Source organism: Streptomyces sp. NBC_01261, assembly GCF_036226385.1.
Lineage (GTDB): Bacteria > Actinomycetota > Actinomycetes > Streptomycetales > Streptomycetaceae > Streptomyces.
In genome coordinates this window covers 5,381,934-5,398,040 of sequence record NZ_CP108463.1, presented here as the reverse complement: position 1 = coordinate 5,398,040, position 16,107 = coordinate 5,381,934, and the positions used below count along the sequence as shown (strand labels likewise).

General features: G+C 67.8%; 15 protein-coding genes, 1 tRNA gene and 1 pseudogene. 7 read left to right on the top strand and 10 right to left on the bottom strand.

Annotation, left to right across the window (positions count from 1 at the left end):
• The first annotated feature begins 28 nt into the window (after positions 1-28).
• Positions 29-1,252 carry a methyltransferase, FxLD system gene (fxlM, locus tag OG226_RS23680; protein ID WP_329349947.1) on the top strand — a complete coding sequence of 408 codons (1,224 nt, stop codon included), beginning with the start codon at positions 29-31 and terminating at the stop codon, positions 1,250-1,252.
• A gap of 262 nt (positions 1,253-1,514) precedes the next feature.
• Here the strand turns inward: fxlM and OG226_RS23675 are convergent.
• Positions 1,515-1,772 (bottom strand): annotated as a pseudogene (locus OG226_RS23675) (hypothetical protein); the annotation flags it as partial.
• 42 nt (positions 1,773-1,814) lie between these two features.
• On the opposite strand from OG226_RS23675, the gene OG226_RS23670 reads away from it, so the two are divergent.
• Positions 1,815-2,957 carry a hypothetical protein gene (locus OG226_RS23670; protein WP_329349946.1) on the top strand — a complete coding sequence of 381 codons (1,143 nt, stop codon included), beginning with the start codon at positions 1,815-1,817 and terminating at the stop codon, positions 2,955-2,957.
• A 252-nt stretch (positions 2,958-3,209) separates the two neighbouring features.
• On the opposite strand, the gene OG226_RS23665 is transcribed toward OG226_RS23670, so the two are convergent.
• From OG226_RS23665 to OG226_RS23640, 6 genes are all read right to left on the bottom strand, one after another.
• Positions 3,210-3,980 carry a hypothetical protein gene (locus OG226_RS23665; RefSeq protein ID WP_329349945.1) on the bottom strand — a complete coding sequence of 257 codons (771 nt, stop codon included), beginning with the start codon at positions 3,978-3,980 and terminating at the stop codon, positions 3,210-3,212.
• A gap of 199 nt (positions 3,981-4,179) precedes the next feature.
• A complete protein-coding gene (locus OG226_RS23660) occupies positions 4,180-4,995 on the bottom strand; it encodes a hypothetical protein (RefSeq protein WP_329349944.1) in 816 nt (271 codons plus the stop codon).
• An 88-nt stretch (positions 4,996-5,083) separates the two neighbouring features.
• A complete protein-coding gene (locus OG226_RS23655; RefSeq protein ID WP_329349943.1) occupies positions 5,084-5,773 on the bottom strand; it encodes a DUF488 family protein, N3 subclade in 690 nt (229 codons plus the stop codon).
• A 243-nt stretch (positions 5,774-6,016) separates the two neighbouring features.
• Positions 6,017-6,090, bottom strand: a tRNA-Pro gene (locus OG226_RS23650).
• Between the two features lie 54 nt (positions 6,091-6,144).
• Positions 6,145-6,930: a Pr6Pr family membrane protein gene (locus OG226_RS23645; RefSeq protein ID WP_329349942.1), complete on the bottom strand. Its 786-nt coding sequence runs from the start codon at positions 6,928-6,930 to the stop codon at positions 6,145-6,147.
• A gap of 110 nt (positions 6,931-7,040) precedes the next feature.
• The gene (locus OG226_RS23640; protein ID WP_329349941.1) at positions 7,041-7,967 is read right to left on the bottom strand and encodes a metallophosphoesterase; all 927 of its coding nucleotides are present in this window, start codon (positions 7,965-7,967) and stop codon (positions 7,041-7,043) included.
• 142 nt (positions 7,968-8,109) lie between these two features.
• Between OG226_RS23640 and OG226_RS23635 the strand changes: the two genes are divergently transcribed.
• On the top strand, positions 8,110-8,577 hold the full coding sequence (locus OG226_RS23635; protein ID WP_329349940.1) for a GatB/YqeY domain-containing protein: 468 nt from the start codon (positions 8,110-8,112) through the stop codon (positions 8,575-8,577).
• A 127-nt stretch (positions 8,578-8,704) separates the two neighbouring features.
• Here the strand turns inward: OG226_RS23635 and OG226_RS23630 are convergent, their stop codons facing one another.
• The gene (locus OG226_RS23630) at positions 8,705-10,981 is read right to left on the bottom strand and encodes a transglycosylase domain-containing protein (RefSeq protein ID WP_328680724.1); all 2,277 of its coding nucleotides are present in this window, start codon (positions 10,979-10,981) and stop codon (positions 8,705-8,707) included.
• A gap of 407 nt (positions 10,982-11,388) precedes the next feature.
• On the opposite strand from OG226_RS23630, the gene wblA reads away from it, so the two are divergent.
• The gene (wblA, locus tag OG226_RS23625) at positions 11,389-11,727 is read left to right on the top strand and encodes a transcriptional regulator WblA (protein ID WP_019063745.1); all 339 of its coding nucleotides are present in this window, start codon (positions 11,389-11,391) and stop codon (positions 11,725-11,727) included.
• Positions 11,728-11,777: 50 nt separating this feature from the next.
• Here the strand turns inward: wblA and OG226_RS23620 are convergent, their stop codons facing one another.
• Together OG226_RS23620 and OG226_RS23615 are read right to left on the bottom strand one after the other, a co-directional pair.
• Positions 11,778-13,229 carry an ArsA family ATPase gene (locus tag OG226_RS23620; RefSeq protein WP_329349939.1) on the bottom strand — a complete coding sequence of 484 codons (1,452 nt, stop codon included), beginning with the start codon at positions 13,227-13,229 and terminating at the stop codon, positions 11,778-11,780.
• Positions 13,226-14,203, bottom strand: coding sequence for an ArsA family ATPase (locus OG226_RS23615; protein ID WP_329349938.1), 978 nt, complete (start codon positions 14,201-14,203; stop codon positions 13,226-13,228). Before OG226_RS23615 ends, OG226_RS23620 begins: the two co-directional genes overlap by 4 nt.
• A gap of 95 nt (positions 14,204-14,298) precedes the next feature.
• On the opposite strand from OG226_RS23615, the gene OG226_RS23610 reads away from it, so the two are divergent.
• From OG226_RS23610 to OG226_RS23600, 3 genes are all read left to right on the top strand, one after another.
• On the top strand, positions 14,299-14,457 hold the full coding sequence (locus OG226_RS23610; protein ID WP_019063748.1) for a DUF4177 domain-containing protein: 159 nt from the start codon (positions 14,299-14,301) through the stop codon (positions 14,455-14,457).
• The gene (locus OG226_RS23605) at positions 14,454-14,921 is read left to right on the top strand and encodes a RidA family protein (protein ID WP_328680713.1); all 468 of its coding nucleotides are present in this window, start codon (positions 14,454-14,456) and stop codon (positions 14,919-14,921) included. Before OG226_RS23610 ends, OG226_RS23605 begins: the two co-directional genes overlap by 4 nt.
• Positions 14,922-15,106: 185 nt before the next feature.
• Positions 15,107-15,982, top strand: a complete 876-nt coding sequence (locus OG226_RS23600) for an NUDIX hydrolase (RefSeq protein WP_329349937.1) — start codon at positions 15,107-15,109, stop codon at positions 15,980-15,982.
• Positions 15,983-16,107: the final 125 nt, after the last annotated feature.

Genomic DNA, 16,107 nt, shown 5'->3' with positions numbered 1-16,107 from the left:
ACGGCCGGGCACCTTCCGAAAGGACGCGATGAACACGGACACGGGCGCCTCCCCCGAGGACCTGCGCAACCGCCTGGTTGACGCCATCCTGCAACAGGACCCTTCCGGCCTCCGCGACGCACGCGTCGAAACCGCCATGCGGACCGTACCCCGCCACGCCTTCCTCCCCGACGCGTCCCTCCAGGAGGCGTACGCCAACAAGAGCGTCACGATCAAGGAGAACCCCGACGAGGACGCACTCCCGCTGAGTTGCGCCTCCCAGCCCGACGTCGTGCACTTCATGCTGGTCCAACTCGCGGTCCGCGAAGGGGGCAACGTCTTCGAGATCGGGGCCGGCACCGGCTACAACGCCGCCCTGCTCAAACACCTCGCCGGACCGTCGGGGCAGGTCACTACGTGTGACATCGCCCCCGATGTGACCGCCTACACCCGTCGGATGCTGGATGCGAACGGATACGGTGACGTTCGCGTGGTCACGGGGGACGGCGCCCTCGGCGCCGAGGAGTTCAGCCCCTACGACCGCATGATCGCCGCCGTCGGCATGTGGGACCTCCCCGGAACTTGGTGGGACCAACTCGCCGTCGGCGGACGCCTCGTGGTCCCGCTGCGATGGCGCGGGCTGTCGCGGTCCGTGGCGTTCCGACGCGAGAAGGACCGGATGACGTCCGACTCCGTGAAGATGTGCGGCTTCCTCCCAGTGATCGGCCAGGACGGAGAGCGGAACGACTACATCGACGATGACCGGCTCGTCAGGCTCTACTGGGACGAGGACCAACCCATCGTCCCGGAACTCCTGCGCGACGCCCTCACCCGACCGAAGTCGGTCGTCTGGACCGACGCGATGGTCGGCCCCGTCGAGTCCTTCGACGGTGTATGGCTGCGCCTGAGCGCCACTGAGCGAGCGACCTGTCGTATCACCGCGAAGCCCGCGGCGATGGAGGCCGGCCTTCACCGCCCCGCCTCACCCGCCTTGAGCCCCGCCCTCGTCGAGGGCGACTCGATCGCGTACCTCACCCTGGAGCGCACCGCCGAAGACTCGGGTGCCGAACCCCGGTTCCGACTCGGTGCCGTCGGCTACGGCCCGGCCGGCGCTGATCTCGCCGAGCGGATCTGCACGCAGATCGGTGCTTGGAGCCTGGCCAGGACCGTTGAACCTACAATCACCGCCTACCCCGCGGACACACCGGACAGCGAACTCGCCGACGCGGCCGTGATCGACCGGCCTTCGGTGCGGCTCGCCATCACCTACTGACGCGGGCGGACGCGGTCGCCCAGGCTGGCCGCGCCCATCGAAGACGGGTGGTGCAGGGGCCCTGCGACCAGGAGCGCTGCCGTCATCCTCTGGGGCGGTAGCCAACTCTCCCGTACATAGGCGGCGTTCAGCGCCGTCTATTACCTCCCGCGGGTCGGCTTCGGCACCGCGAGACCGATGAACCCACCCATCTCGACGAACTCGAAGCCGCGGAGCGGTTGATCCGGGGGTATTGGAGTCTCCTGCAAGACCGCTTGGGCGGTCAGCCAGCCTGAAGCTCCTGGATAACCTGCTCGACCATGCACCGGGCGGGTTCCAGCCGAGGATCCTCCGGATGCGCGTACGGACCGAAGATCTTCGAGCAGGCGAACAACGTCATCAGCTTGCCGTCCCGGCTCTCGAAGTCAGCTTGACGCTCGTGCCGTACACGACCGGCCAGAGCCGGGACAGCAAGGGAACTCGCCCACAGCGAGGCCGCATCCAGCCCCAGCGGCGCGTTACCCCAGTCCTCCCAGTCGAATTCCTACCCATCGCCTGGCATACCCCTGCCAGGATCGGAAGCGTGACATACGTAGTGACTGTGGATGCCCACATCTCGGAGAGCACTCCGGAGATGGACCCACTTCAACGCGCCGGCGCCGTGGCGCTCATCGAGGATGGCTTCGACTCCGTCGAGGCCATCGAGGGACCCGACGGCATGGAAGTCGATCTCCTCGACACCATCGTGGCCGTTTACCCGGGCGGAGCGCTCCTGAAAGTGTTTGTGGATGCTCCGGCTCTGGAGTTCGCCGAGGAGTCCGTGCGGTCAGTCGTGGGTGAACTGCTGGAACGGTCCGAGCTGTTGGCTGACTGGCAGATCGAGCGTTGTGAGGTCGAACTGCACCCGGAGCTCGCTCAGGAGAGTCTCGCCGCCGCCGACGGTCCCGATGCCCCGCCCGATGATCCGGCTGACCGTAAGGCTCGGCACATCGAGCGTTCCACAGCCGAGGACGACAGCGAGGGCTACGACGCCGAGGCGAAAGCTGAGGCGGTACGCGGTCAGATGCTGGCACTGGCAGACGATCTGCGCTCCTTCCCGCCCGTGATGTTCGGTGTCCTGGACGACGAAGACGACGAGGACGAAGACGGCGACACCGAGTTCGCCGTCTCGCCGGAGGACGCCAAACTCGCTGCCGGTGCCTTGGTATATGCGACGGACATCTTGGTGGACGAGCTGTTCCAAGATGTGCAGACCCTGACGGAGGAGGACACCACCGTTGCGGAATGCGATGGTCCCCTGTGGCACTTCGAGGATCTTCCCGAGCGATATGCCCTCCAGTACGACGCCCGTTTCGCTCGCCGCTTCCTGGTGACGGTGATCGCCATGACCACCCGCTTCACGGACGGCAGTTTCCAGCAGCTGAGCTGCGTCGCAGAGGAACTCGCGCTGAAGCTGCTACTGACTGAGACGAACGTGACCCTGGAGACTTTCGGGCTGCTCGACGACGGCGTCTCGGCCGCGCTCGACTCGTTCGCCGACAATGTCTACGAGGACATGGACCACGAGTGGCTCTACGACGACTCCATGGACGGCATCGACGAGAGCGCCGTCGGAGCGGCTCTCCGCGTCGCACCGATGGCGTTCAAGGCGTGGTTCACTCCCTTCAACGAGGGCAGGTACGTCCACCCGTCTGCGGCGGACGAACCCGAGGGGGCGGCGCAGTGAGGTGTGTTCCGTGGTTTCGCAGGCTTCCCCGTAGCGGCTCACGGCCGTTGCGGAGACAGGCTTCACGGCCTACGACGGGTTGACGGCAGCGGTGGGTATTGAGGCCAATCACCGCCTGGGGCACGCGCCGCTCCCCGCAGTCTTCAGCCCCAGGCGCCCAGACGGGGCAGTAGCGGCGGCGAGACTGGTGGCCGACCACCGAGCCGGAAAACGGCCGCGCCAATGGCAGTGCCTGCCTGCGTTCGACGCCCTTCAGTGCACCGAGGGCCAGTTATGCGAGTTCTCGGACGTCGGCGGTGCGCCGTCTGTCAGCCCCGGCCACGATGTAGGGGGCGTGCCGAAGGCGCGACGACCGGCTCTCACGGCCAGAGTGCCGAGGGCGGCGTTGGCGCCACCACCGATCACGGCGCCGATACCGAACGGTGCCACCCGTCCGAGAACGATGATTCCCTGCTTGGTCCCGTATTTCGTGACGAAGTTCTTCCCCAAGATCTTGTTGATCTGACGCAGCGTCTCGACAGGCACCTTGGCTACGACCTGACGTCCCCAGTGCTGCCCCGTACGCTGGGCGACCTTGGTAATGGTCTCGGAGCCCTTCCCGCCGAGCAGGATGCCCATCACGATGGTTCGGCGGCGCTCGATCTCGTCGATGGGGATCCCGTGGACTTCGGCGATCGAGAGCGCGAAGAGGGTGCTCAGCTCAAGAGACGAGAGGGCCTCGCCAGCCGACAGCGCCAGTGCGACTCCCGTGCCGACGCCGGGCGCGGCTGCGGCTCCTCCCACTGCGGCGCCCGTCCCGGTCAGGGCACTGACGTACATCCGTTCCAGATTGCGGATCACTTGTGCTGGTGTCGCCTCTGGGTTCCGCTGGCGGGCCCGGGCGATGTTCTTGCGCACCAGTGGGCTCTGGATGGCGAGTGCCTTGTCCAGGAGGTCGAGGACGCGTTGCCCAGGTACGGCTGCTGCCGGATCCGGTCCGTCGGGGGTACCTGTTGCCATGCCTTGAACTCCATCGGTCGTCATGGCCCAACTGAACCTCCCACTCAACCAGTTGAGCGGACCTTGTGTCAGACGGATCAGGCTGCCAACCGCAAGAAGGAGGGCAGCAAGGGTGGTTGGCCCGTGGCCTACGACACCGACCCTTATAGGAAAAGGAGCGGAACACCGTCTAGCGACTGATCAACAAGCTGAAGGAGTGGCGAGGCACCGCCACTCAACAGCGTCAGTTGCCGAAAAGGCTGTCCTGGACGTACTGGACGACTTTCGTCTTCGGGTAAAAGAGGCCCAGCAACATGAAGGTCTTTGGGTGCGCGCCGATGTTGCCGACGAAGCAGTGAACGGCCTTGTCTGCGGTGAACATGCGGTCGAACCAGCGCTCGCGCAGCTTGTCGCGGACAGCGCTCTCGCCGTACTTGTGCAGGAACTTGCGATACGACTCGCCGGCTTCCCAGTCCTTCAACCCCATGTCGTGCCCCGGGCAATCGTCGTCGACGCAGCGGAAGCTGTAACGGAACTCCAGTGGCACCCACTCAAGTCTGTTGAGATCCTGCTCGAACAGATCCAACTGGTCGGCCAAGGCGGCCTTGGACGCCGGCCACGGCTCGGCCGAAGCAAGCCGGAAGCCGGTGACCGCGGCGGGACGGAAGATACCCAAGGAGGTCCCGTGCGCTTCCTGGTCTCTCTTGATGGCGCACAGAGACGTCACGACGAGCGGTTCTATGTACGAGTACCGCTGCTTCCACCCGTCGGTGGGCGGGACGTGGTCCACGACCCGCAGTGTGTCGAGGTTGGGGCGAAGGCTCTCAGGCCGCCTGTCCCCGCTGTGCTGTTGTACGTCGACCTCGATGACCGAGTACTTCGCGAACTGGCTGCCCTCATCGAGGAGTCGAAAAGGGACAGGGAAGAGGCGCACGTGCCTTGGCGGCCCCTGGTCGAGCCGTACGCCAGCCACGCAACTGGTCTCGCGGTACTTGGCCGACAGCTCCGGATACGTCTTGACTGTGATCATTATTCGCGCCCGTTGCCACGCTCCGCCCATTGCGCCCCCTTTGCCGGTTCGCCCCCCGGTCGATTGGAGGCGAGGCATTCGCCTCCGGCAAGAGCGCCTATGGGCGTGATGGTTGAAGTCAGGCCAACGCCGTTACGGGCAGCGACGTTTGCTTGCGGACTGCCTCAAGAACCACTTGGCGGTGACAGCGCTCCTCGTCCTTCTCGAAGCACAGCACCGCGACACGCGACTGCCTGGCGTGCGCAGCGAGACGGTCGAGGTCCGACTGGGCCTCGTCGGAACGCATCACACCGCGGAACTTCGCCTTGCCTTCGGCGAGGCGTCCCTCCCAGAACGGCGCCCGGTTGTCTTTGGGATTCCCCAGGCCACGCAGGTGGACGTACTCGATGTCGGCCTCGGCCAGGGCCTCCCCGAGGCGGGTCTTGCTGAAGCCCTTCTTGCGGCTGATCGGGGTGAGTCGTACGTCCGCCACGACGCTGATGCGACTGTCGAGGAGCGAGGCGACGAACGAATCGATGTCGCGACCTTCGTATCCGGCGGACCATAGACCAGGTGTGACGGGCGGGACTCGGGCCGCCCGGAACAGGTCGTCAAGGGAGACCGCAAGAGCCTCGGCCACAGCGCCGACGGTGAAGAAACCTGGCTGGATCGCTCCCTCGCTCTCCAGGCGCCTTAGCGTCCCGACGGTGACGCCTGCCTCTTTCGCCAGCCGTTCCCGCGTCCACCCGCGGTCCTCCCGTAACGCACGAACCCGCTGAGCGAGCACGCGAGCATGGTCTTGGGATGGTGCTGAGCGAGGACCTGCCATGTGCGGTGTTCCTAACGACCGTTGACGTGGCCCGCACGGGTGTACCTGGTCAGCTACGAGCCCTGGATTCGCGAACGCGCAGGTCCGAGGGCGCGCGAGCACCGCTCTTCCTGCGGCACTGGAGACTGCTCCTGAGAGAAGCCGACCAAGATCTTCTCCCAGATTTCTCCCAAGCGATCTCCAGGAACCACTCAGGGGCCTGACCCGCTCTGCGGATCAGGCCCCTGACCTGGTACTTCACTGTCGGGGTGGCGGGATTTGAACCCACGACCTCTTCGTCCCGAACGAAGCGCGCTGCCAAGCTGCGCTACACCCCGATGTCGCCACTTGTCTTGCCTGAGCTGCTGCTCACCGTGGCGACGTCGTTTACTTTAGCCCACCGGTGGCCGGAGACGAAATCCGGTTTTGGCGCGGTGGCGGATCGGGTTGGGGCGGGCGTGGTCGAGGGCCACGAGGAGGACGGAGAGGGCGTAGAAGGCGAGGCCGAGGAGGAGGGCGTTGCCCAGGACGCTCTTGTAGCCGTGCTGTTCGACGTCCAGGAAGGCGTAGAGGTAGCGGCCCGGTGTGCCGGGGAGAATCAGTTCGCCCCGGGCCAGATAGACCGACAGGTACGTCATCGGGTACAGCAGCCACGTCGCCGCCATCCGCAGGTGCAGCCGGCCGGGGGCGGTCAGGAACAGCCAGTCGATCACCGCCGCGATCGGCGTCACCGTGTGCAGCACCTGGTTGGTCACCGCCTGCCAGCCCGTGGGAGCCGTCGTTCCGCCCGTCATCGCGAACGGGCTCGACGCGTGCGCCAGGATCAGGTGGTACATCAGGCCGGTGATCGTGATGTAGAGCAGTGCCGCGCCCGTGACCAGGGGGGAGAGGGGGCGACGGGCCGTCCAGGCGCGGCGGGCCGTGGCGATCATGACCAGGGCCAGCAGGATGTTGCTCTGGATCGTGAAGTATGTCAGCACCCGGATCGGGCTGCCGAGGAACAGGTCGACGGTCACCGCCGCTGCCGCCACGAGCGCGACCAGCAGTCGGTACGTCGCCGTCAGCGGGCGACGGTACGGGGCCACCACCGCGGTGGCGGGAACGGGTGAGGCGAGCAGCGCGGGCATGCCGGGTACCGCGGGGAGGTCCGGGATGTCCCTGGGTATCGGGGCGGTCATGCCCTCACGCTAGGGAACTTGGACGAATCGGGCGATACGGGTGGGCTGGACGGGCTACCTCAGCGACCGCGCCCCACGAGGACTCCCGCAGCAGCCCCGGTACCTGCCTCCTACTCCCGCCCCACCAACGTCAACAAAGTCGCCTCCGGCGGACAGGCAAACCGCACCGGCGTATACCGATTGGTCCCGCACCCTGCCGACACATGGAGATACGACGTCCGCCCCTCCACCGAGTGCCGGGACAGCCCCTTGACCCGGTCCGTGTCCAGGTCGCAGTTCGTGACCAACGCGCCGTAGAACGGAATGCACAGCTGGCCCCCATGCGTGTGGCCGCCGAGGATCAGGGGATAGCCGTCCGCGGTGAAGGCGTCCAGCGCTCGGAGATACGGCGCGTGGACCACGGCCATCGAGAAGTCGGCGTCGTCGGACGGGCCACCGGCCACGCGTGCGTAGCGGTCGCGCTTGATGTGGGGATCGTCCAGGCCGGTCAACTCCACCGACGCGCCTTCGAGTTTCAGCGTCCCCCGCGTGTTCGTCAGGTTCAGCCAGCCCGCCGCGTCGAAACCGTCCCGCAGGTCCTCCCACGGGTTGTGGACGGCTCCTACGACGGGCGGGTTGCCGTTCAGCCCGTGGCGGCCCGCGGTCTTCTCGAACAAGTACCGGACGGGGTTGCGGGCCGTGGGGCCGTAGTAGTCGTTCGAGCCGAAGACGTACGCCCCCGGGAAGTCCATCAGCGGGCCGAGCGCGTCGAGGACCTCGGGGACGGCCTCCGGGTCGGAGAGGTTGTCGCCGGTGTTGATCACGAAGTCGGGGCGCAGGCCCGCCAGCGAGCGCAGCCAGCGCTGTTTCTTGCGCTGGCCGCCGACCATGTGGATGTCGGAGACCTGGAGGACTCTGAGCGGGCGCATGCCGGCCGGCAGCACCGGGACCGTCACCCGGCGCAGACGGAAGGAGCGGACCTCGAAGGCCGCCGCATAGACCACACCGGCGGCACCGGCCGCCGCAATTCCCAGAGGTACTCCGTATCGTGCGCGCATACCGCCATCGTGTCAGACCGCACTGACACCCCGTCGGCCGCGGCCACCTAAGAGGTTCCTTGGGAGACTCCTTGAGCGGCTCCTCAGGCAGGCCCCTAAATCCGCGGGCGGGCGGACTCACGCACCTGCGAGAATCGGACCCATGACCACCACGCTCAAGTCGAAGCTGCAGGAAGACCTCAACGCCGCGATCAAAGCGCAGGACAAGCTGCGCTCCTCCACGCTCCGGCTGACGCTCTCCGCGATCACCAATCAGGAGGTCGCGGGCAAGGAGAAGCGCGAGCTCTCCGACGACGAGGTCCTCAAGGTGATCACCAAGGAGGCGAAGAAGCGCCGCGAGGCCGCGGACGCCTTCGCGCAGGGCGGACGCCCCGAGTCGGCCGCGCAGGAGACGGCGGAGGGCGAGATCCTCGCCGAGTACCTGCCCAAGCAGCTCGGCGACGAGGAGCTGACCGCGATCGTCACCCAGGCCGTCGAGGAGGCCAAGGCGTCCGGCGCCGAGGGCCCGCGCGCGATGGGTGCCGTCATGAAGATCGTGAACCCGAAGGTCGCCGGCCTGGCCGACGGCGGCCGCGTCGCCGCCGTGGTGAAGAAGCTCCTCGCCGGCTGAGCCGCCACTCTGGAGAAATCCGTCCGGAGAATCGCATTTCTCTACGACGACGGGGGCGCCCCTTGTGAAAAGGGGCGCCCCCGTCGTCGTAGACGAAAAGCCTGAACAGCGGGTGACCGACGGGGAGTCAGCCCCTGTTGCCGCCGTTCCCGTTGCCGTTGTTCCCGCCGTTCGACGTGCCCTGGATGAAGCCGTCGGGGAAGGAGAACGTCGGGGTCGGGTCGGTGCCGCCGTCGGTCGTGCCGGTGGTGCCGCCGTCGGTGGTCAGGCCGCCGTTGTCGTTGCCGCCGTTGTCGTGGTTCTTGCCGCCGTCGTTGCCCTTGTCCTTCTTGACGGGGTCGGGGATGTTGACGAGCTGGAAGGACTGGGCCTGCTTGCCCTCCAGGGCGCCGGACATGGCGTCCTTCCAGATCGGGCCGGGGGTGTCGGCGCCGTAGACCTCGTCGTGCCAGACGCCGCCGATGCGGATGTTGGTCATCTCGACGTTCTGCTTGGGGCTGCCGACCCAGACCGCGCCGGCCAGGTTCGGGGTGTAGCCGACGAACCAGGCGTTCTTGCGCGCGTCCGTCGTACCGGTCTTACCGGCGCTCTCGCGGTCGGTCAGGCCGGCCTCCTGGCCGGTGCCCGAGTCGACCACGCCGCGCAGCACGGTGTTGATCGTGTCGGCGGTCTTCTTGCTCATCGCGCGCGTGCAGGTCGACTTGGGGACGGCGAGCGACTTCTGCTCGTTGCCCACCTTCTGGGTGATGGACTCGATGGCGATCGGGGTGCAGTAGGTGCCCTCGTTGGCGAAGGACGCGTACGCGGTGGCCATCGTCAGCGGCGAGAGGCCCTTCGAGCCGAGCGCGATGGCCGGGACCTCGGGGATCTTGTCGCCGTTGCCCTGCACGACCCCGAGCTTGTTGGTCATGCTCACCACGGGGCACAGACCGATGTCGGAGATCATCTGCACGAAGTAGGTGTTGACCGACTTGGCCATCGCCTCCTTCAGCGCGTACGGACCGTGCTCCGACTCGCTCTCGTTCTCCACCGTCGCGCCGCCCGTGTTGACCCAGTTCTTGCCGCTGCAGGTCGAGACGGGGCTCGGGTAGTCCATCGAGTACGGCGCCGGGTACTGCTGGGTGGCCGGCAGGCCCTGCTCCAGCGCGGCCGCCGCGACGAACGGCTTGAACGTCGAACCGGTCGGGAAGCCGAAGTTCGAGCCGCCCATGTCGGCGTTGACCGAGTAGTTGTACTCGGTCTCGTTCTTGCCGTAGCCGTACGGCCTCGACTGGCCCATGCCGAGGATCTTGCCGGTGCCGGGTTCGACCAGCGTGGCCGCCGCGGCGACCGAGTCCGACTTGTAGATGTGGTCCTTGAGCGAGGCCTGCACCGAGTCCTGCGCCTGCGGATCCAGCGTCGTACGGATCGTCAGGCCGCCCTGGTTCCAGATCTTCGCCCGGGCCTCCTTGGTCTTGCCGAAGACCGGGTCGCTCAGGAAGACGTTCTCGACGTACTTGCAGAAGAAGCTGGCGCCCTTGACCGCGGTGATGCAGCCGTTCTTCGGCTGGCTGACCTTCAGGCCGAGGTCGGTCTTCTCGGCCGCCAGGGCCTCCGCCTTGGAGATGTCGCCGACCTCCGCCATGCGGGCCAGCACGGTGTTGCGCCGCTTCTTGGCCTCGGCCTCGTCGTTGATCGGGTCGTAGCGCGTGGGCGACTGGACGATGCCCGCAAGCAGTGCCGACTGCTGGAGGTTCAGGTCCTTGGAGTGCTTGGAGAAGTAGCGCTCGGACGCGGCCTCGACGCCGTAGGCCTGCTCTCCGAAGAAGGTGATGTTCAGGTAGTTCTCAAGGATCTTCTTCTTGCCGAGCTTCTCTTCGATCTGGATCGCGTACTTCAGCTCCTTGACCTTGCGGCCGAGCGTCTGCTGAGTGGCCTCGGCGACCTTCGTCGGGTCGTCACCGGCCTCCTCGACGAAGTAGTTCTTCACCAGCTGCTGGGTGAGGGTCGAGGCGCCCTGGGACACCCCGCCGCTCTGCGCGTTCTTGTTGAGGGCGCGCAGGACGCCCTTCAGGTCGATCGCGCCGTGCTGGTAGAAGCGCGAGTCCTCGATCGCGACGATCGCCTTCTGCATGTACGGCGAGATGTCCTTGAGCTCCACCACCGTGCGGTCACGGGAGTAGACCGAGGCGATCTGGTTGCCCTTGCTGTCCAGGATCGTGGTGCGCTGGCTGAGCTGAGGGCTCTTCAGACTGTCCGGGATGTCGTCGAACCCCTGGACCGACCCCTTGGCCGCTAGTCCCAGCGCGCCGGCCGCGGGCATCGCGATTCCGGCCATGACGGCACCGGCGAGCACACTGACACCGAGGAACTTGGCGGTCTGTTGCAGGGGGGACAGACCACCACCCGAGCGCTTTTTTGGCATGGGGGCAGCCTACGTTCTCATTCGCCGGACACGTGTATAGGCGTTGGCCTAAGCTGCTCTCAACTGTCACAGCAGCGCGGTCACGTATCAATACGTCCGGCGACCCCGAATCGTTCCGGTCGTTCCCGGATTTTTTGTCGGAGGCGTGTCCGAATCCGCCTCCTGTGTCACCTGGTGCCCCTTGTGGCGCATGTCAACTGTCCCGCTTTGCCGGGAAAGTCACGCATGTCGTCAGCTCACTCCCCCGGGTGATCTGCCGCTTACCCATAGTCCGTTCGGGCCATTCAAGATTGGGCCCGAAGGGGGTGTTGCGCTGTGCCCACCTTCCGTAACGTCCTCAACTGGCGGCGGTGAATATGCCGCTGCCGCCGTGGGGGAGCCTCGATTCGGGAGAGGACGGCGCCGGTATGGGCTGGGTTACCGACTGGAGTGCGCAGGCGGCCTGCCGCACTACCGATCCGGATGAACTGTTCGTTCAAGGAGCAGCGCAGAACAGGGCGAAGGCAGTGTGCACCGGATGTCCGGTTCGCACGGAGTGCCTCGCGGATGCGCTCGACAACCGCGTCGAATTCGGCGTGTGGGGAGGAATGACGGAGCGGGAGCGCCGCGCACTGCTGCGCAGGCGGCCCACTGTCACTTCATGGCGCCGGCTACTGGAGACCGCGCGTATCGAGTACGAACGAGGGGTCGGCATCATCCCCCTCGACGACGACGAGATCTACGAGAACTACGCGGCGGTGGGCTGACGCCGGTCCCGTAGGGGCCGATCTACCCCGGGCGATCCCCGGGGTACGCGTCAGACCTTCGTCTCGGGCAGCTCCGGCCGACCGGCCGCGAGCCGGTTCCCGATGTCCCGCAGCCCCGCGAGGTCGTGTACATCGCCGGGCAGCGCGGCCACTTCGGCGACGGCCACCTCCGGGTGGCGCGCGGTGAAGCGGTCGCGTGTGCGCTGCTCACGTGCGAGCAGGCGCATCCGCTCGGCATGCAACTTGAGCAGGCCCGCGGTGAGTTGGTCGACGGATCGCTCGTCGTCGGTCGGCTGATCGTCGGTGTCGTCCGTGGCGGCGGACCGCTCCTGGTCCGTGTCGGCGGGGGAGCCTTCGTCAGGAGTTGTGGCGCGAACTGCTGCCTCGGTGGCGGGCGGTGAAGCGGGAGATTCTGAACTGCCGTACGTGTCGGGAGAGTTACGAAGTCCAGCTTTCCCGCCCACCTGATCGACAATGCGGGGCTCTTCAAGATTTTCCGCGGCGGCGAGTGCCCGCTCGGCCGACAGCCGGGCGGCTCCGCTGCCGTGCACCCTGTTGAGCACCAGACCGGCCAGCGGCATCTCCTCGGCCGCCAGCCGCTCCACGAAGTACGCCGCCTCGCGCAGCGCGTCCCGCTCCGGGGCCGCGACCACCAGGAACGCCGTGCCGGGCGCCTGGAGCAGCTTGTACGTCGCGTCCGCGCGGGTGCGGAAGCCGCCGAAGGTGGTGTCCATCGCGGCGATGAACGTCTGGATGTCCTTGAGCAGTTGACCGCCGAGCAGCTTGCCGAGCGTGCCGGTCATCATCGACATGCCGACGTTGAGGAACTTCATCCCGGCCCGGCCGCCCAGCTTCGCCGGCGCGGTCAGCAGCCGGATCAACTTGCCGTCCAGGAACGAGCCGAGACGTTTCGGCGCGTCCAGGAAGTCGAGCGCCGAACGGGACGGCGGGGTGTCCACGACGATCAGGTCCCAGTCGTGCTGGGCGCGCAACTGGCCCAGCTTCTCCATCGCCATGTACTCCTGCGTGCCCGCGAAGCCCGCCGAAAGCGACTGGTAGAAGGGGTTGTTGAGGATCACGGCCGCCCGCTCGCGGTCCGCGTGCGCCTCGACGATCTCGTCGAAGGTGCGCTTCATGTCGAGCATCATCGCGTGCAGCTCGCCGTCCCCGTCGACGCCCTTCACGCGCCTCGGGGTGTTGTCCAGCGAGTCGATCCCCATGGACTGGGCGAGCCTGCGTGCCGGGTCGATGGTCAGGACGACGACCCGGCGCCCCCGCTCGGCGGCCCGCAGCCCGAGCGCCGCCGCGGTGGTCGTCTTGCCGACCCCGCCCGAGCCGCAGCACACGACGATGCGTGTCTCCGGGGCGTCGATCAGCGGATCCACGTCGAGCACGCGCGCGTGGGAGATGTGGTGGGAGCGGGAGGTTTCCTGTGAACGGTCGGTGCCCTGTGAACGGGAGTCGTGGGCGGGGTCCTGATCGCGGGCCGGGTCCGGACTCATGACATCCCCTGCTTCCGCAGCTCGGTGGCGAGTTCGTACAGGCCCGCGAGGTCCATGCCCTCGGCGAGCAACGGCAGTTCGTGCAACGGCAGGTCCTGCTCGCCGAGCACGGACCGCTGGTCGTGTTCCAGCGCGTACCGCGCGGCGTACTCCTCGGCCTGCGCGAGCAGCGGATCCACCAGCTTCTCGGCGTTGCCGCCGCGCCGGGCCCCGCCGAGGCCCGCGGACGACAACGCCTGCGCTACGGCGGTGCGCGGGACGGCCCGTACGAGATCGAGGTCGGCCGCGTCCAGCACCTCGGGGCGGACCATGTTCACGATGATCCGGCCCACCGGCAGCCGGGCGGTCCGGAGTTCGGCGATGCCGTCCGCGGTCTCCTGGACGGGCATCTCCTCCAGGAGCGTCACCAGGTGCACGGCCGTCTCCGGCGACTTCAGCACCCGCATCACCGCCTGCGCCTGATTGTGTATCGGGCCGATCTTCGCGAGCCCGGCGACCTCGTCGTTGACGTTCAGGAAGCGGGTGATGCGGCCGGTCGGCGGCGCGTCCATCACGACGTAGTCGTAGACGAACCGGCCGCTCTTCTCCTTGCGGCGTACGGCCTCGCAGGCCTTGCCGGTCAGGAGGACGTCCCGGAGTCCGGGCGCGACCGTGGTGGCGAAGTCGATCGCGCCGAGTTTCTTCAGGGCGCGGCCCGCGCTGCCGAGTTTGTAGAACATCTGGAGGTAGTCCAGAAGGGCCAGTTCGGGGTCGATGGCCAGGGCGTACACCTCCCCGCCCCCGGGAGCGACGGCGATCTTCCGCTCCTCATAGGGCAGCGTCTCCGTCTCGAAGAGCTGCGCGATGCCCTGGCGACCCTCGACCTCGACGAGAAGCGTCCGCTTCCCCTCGGTGGCCAGGGCCAGCGCGAGGGCCGCGGCCACCGTGGTCTTGCCGGTACCGCCCTTGCCACTGACGACCTGGAGCCTGCTCACGTCTTCGAGCCTAACCAGTCCGCGCCCGAACCAAGCCAGAGGCTGTGGATAACGCGGCGGCGGAGGGGTGGTCGGCAGCGGCTAAAGTCGGCCGCATGACCAAGTGGGAATACTCGACAGTGCCGCTTCTCGTACACGCCACGAAGCAGATTCTGGACACCTGGGGCGAGGACGGCTGGGAGCTCGTCCAGGTCGTGCCTGGGCCGAACAACCCCGAGCAACTGGTGGCCTACCTCAAGCGGGAGAAGGCATGAGCGCCGTCGACGCCCGGCTGGCCGAGCTCGGTCTGACCCTGCCGGCGGTCGTCCCGCCGCTCGCCGCGTACCAGCCCGCCGTGCAGTCCGGGGTGTACGTCTACACCTCCGGCCAACTGCCCATGGTGGACGGCAAGCTCCCCGTCACCGGCAAGGTGGGCGCCGAGGTCACCGCGGAGGAGGCGAAGGAGCTGGCCCGCACCTGCGCGCTGAACGCCCTCGCAGCCGTCAAGTCCGTCACCGGTGACCTCGACCGCATCGCGCGCGTGGTGAAGGTCGTCGGCTTCGTCGCCTCGGCCTCCGACTTCACCGGCCAGCCCGGTGTCATCAACGGCGCCAGCGAACTGCTCGCCGAGGTCCTCGGCGACAAGGGCGTGCACGCGCGGAGCGCGGTCGGCGTGGCGGTCCTGCCGCTGGACTCACCGGTCGAGGTCGAGATCCAGGTGGAGCTGACGCAGGCGTAGCCGCTGTCCCGGGGTGGACGACGAGCCGGCGTGATCGCTGTCGCCGTCCCGGGGCGGGTGATCGGCGTGGCCGCCGACAGGCGGGTGCGGTCGCTGTCCCGGGTGCGGGATCGGGCGTAATCGCTGACCAGGGGTACGTGTTGTTGCCTCTCGAACATCCGCGCGCTACGGGATAGCCTCCGCCCATGGCGAACGGTCAGTGGTACCCGGCGGAGTGGCCCGAGCGCATCAGAGCGCTCGCGGAGGGCCGGCTCACGCCGGTGGAGCCCCGTCGCGCGGCCACGGTGATGCTCCTCAGGGACACCGGCCCCGACACCGGTCCGGCCGTCCACATGCTGCGCAGACGCGCCTCCATGGCCTTCGCCGGGGGCGCGTACGCGTACCCGGGCGGCGGTGTCGACCCGCGCGACGACGACCATCACGTCCGCTGGGCGGGCCCCACGCGCGCGTGGTGGGCGAACCGGCTGGGCGTCGACGAGACGGCGGCCCAGGCGATCGTGTGCGCGGCCGTACGGGAGACGTACGAGGAGGCGGGCGTCCTCCTGGCCGGCCCCACCCCCGACTCGGTCGTCGGCGACACCACGGGCCCCGACTGGGAGACGGACCGCGCCGCCCTGGTCGCCCGTGACTTCTCCTTCGCGGAGTTCCTCGACCGCCGCGGCCTGGTGCTGCGCTCCGACCTGCTGGGCGCGTGGGCCCGCTGGATCACCCCGGAATTCGAGACCCGCCGCTACGACACCTGGTTCTTCGTCGCCGTCCTCCCCGAGGGCCAGCGCACCCGCAACGCCTCCACCGAGGCCGACCGCACGGTGTGGATCACCCCCGGCGAGGCGGCAACGTCGTACGACAAGGGCGACCTGACGATGATGCCGCCCACCATCGCGACCCTGCGCGGCCTGATCCCCTACGACAGCGCGGCGCAGGCGCTGTCGGCGGCCTCGGAACGCGACCTGACTCCGGTCCTCGCTCAGGCCAGCCTGGAGGCCGACGAGGTCGTCCTGACCTGGCCGGGCCACGGGGAGTTCACGAAGCACATTCCTTTGGGCGGGGCGCCCGCATGACCCGTTCGGTGGAGAGGGGTTGCCGTGTTGGCGGTCGCCGGGTGATCGGTTCGCTGGAGGGCGGGCCCTGTGGGGCAGCTTCAGCGGAAGATGCCCTCCGTAGGACCGGCCCGGCGAGGGGCGCT

Bases quoted from the DNA above. Each gene is read 5' to 3' on its own strand.
- fxlM (WP_329349947.1), top strand. From the start codon at position 29: ATGAACACGGACACGGGCGCCTCCCCCGAGGACCTGCGCAACCGCCTG.
- OG226_RS23665 (WP_329349945.1), bottom strand. From the start codon at position 3,980: ATGACGACCGATGGAGTTCAAGGCATGGCAACAGGTACCCCCGACGGA.
- OG226_RS23660 (WP_329349944.1), bottom strand. From the start codon at position 4,995: ATGGGCGGAGCGTGGCAACGGGCGCGAATAATGATCACAGTCAAGACG.
- OG226_RS23655 (WP_329349943.1), bottom strand. From the start codon at position 5,773: ATGGCAGGTCCTCGCTCAGCACCATCCCAAGACCATGCTCGCGTGCTC.
- OG226_RS23645 (WP_329349942.1), bottom strand. From the start codon at position 6,930: ATGACCGCCCCGATACCCAGGGACATCCCGGACCTCCCCGCGGTACCC.
- OG226_RS23640 (WP_329349941.1), bottom strand. From the start codon at position 7,967: ATGCGCGCACGATACGGAGTACCTCTGGGAATTGCGGCGGCCGGTGCC.
- OG226_RS23635 (WP_329349940.1), top strand. From the start codon at position 8,110: ATGACCACCACGCTCAAGTCGAAGCTGCAGGAAGACCTCAACGCCGCG.
- OG226_RS23630 (WP_328680724.1), bottom strand. From the start codon at position 10,981: ATGCCAAAAAAGCGCTCGGGTGGTGGTCTGTCCCCCCTGCAACAGACC.
- wblA (WP_019063745.1), top strand. From the start codon at position 11,389: ATGGGCTGGGTTACCGACTGGAGTGCGCAGGCGGCCTGCCGCACTACC.
- OG226_RS23620 (WP_329349939.1), bottom strand. From the start codon at position 13,229: ATGAGTCCGGACCCGGCCCGCGATCAGGACCCCGCCCACGACTCCCGT.
- OG226_RS23610 (WP_019063748.1), top strand. From the start codon at position 14,299: ATGACCAAGTGGGAATACTCGACAGTGCCGCTTCTCGTACACGCCACG.
- OG226_RS23605 (WP_328680713.1), top strand. From the start codon at position 14,454: ATGAGCGCCGTCGACGCCCGGCTGGCCGAGCTCGGTCTGACCCTGCCG.
- OG226_RS23600 (WP_329349937.1), top strand. From the start codon at position 15,107: ATGGCGAACGGTCAGTGGTACCCGGCGGAGTGGCCCGAGCGCATCAGA.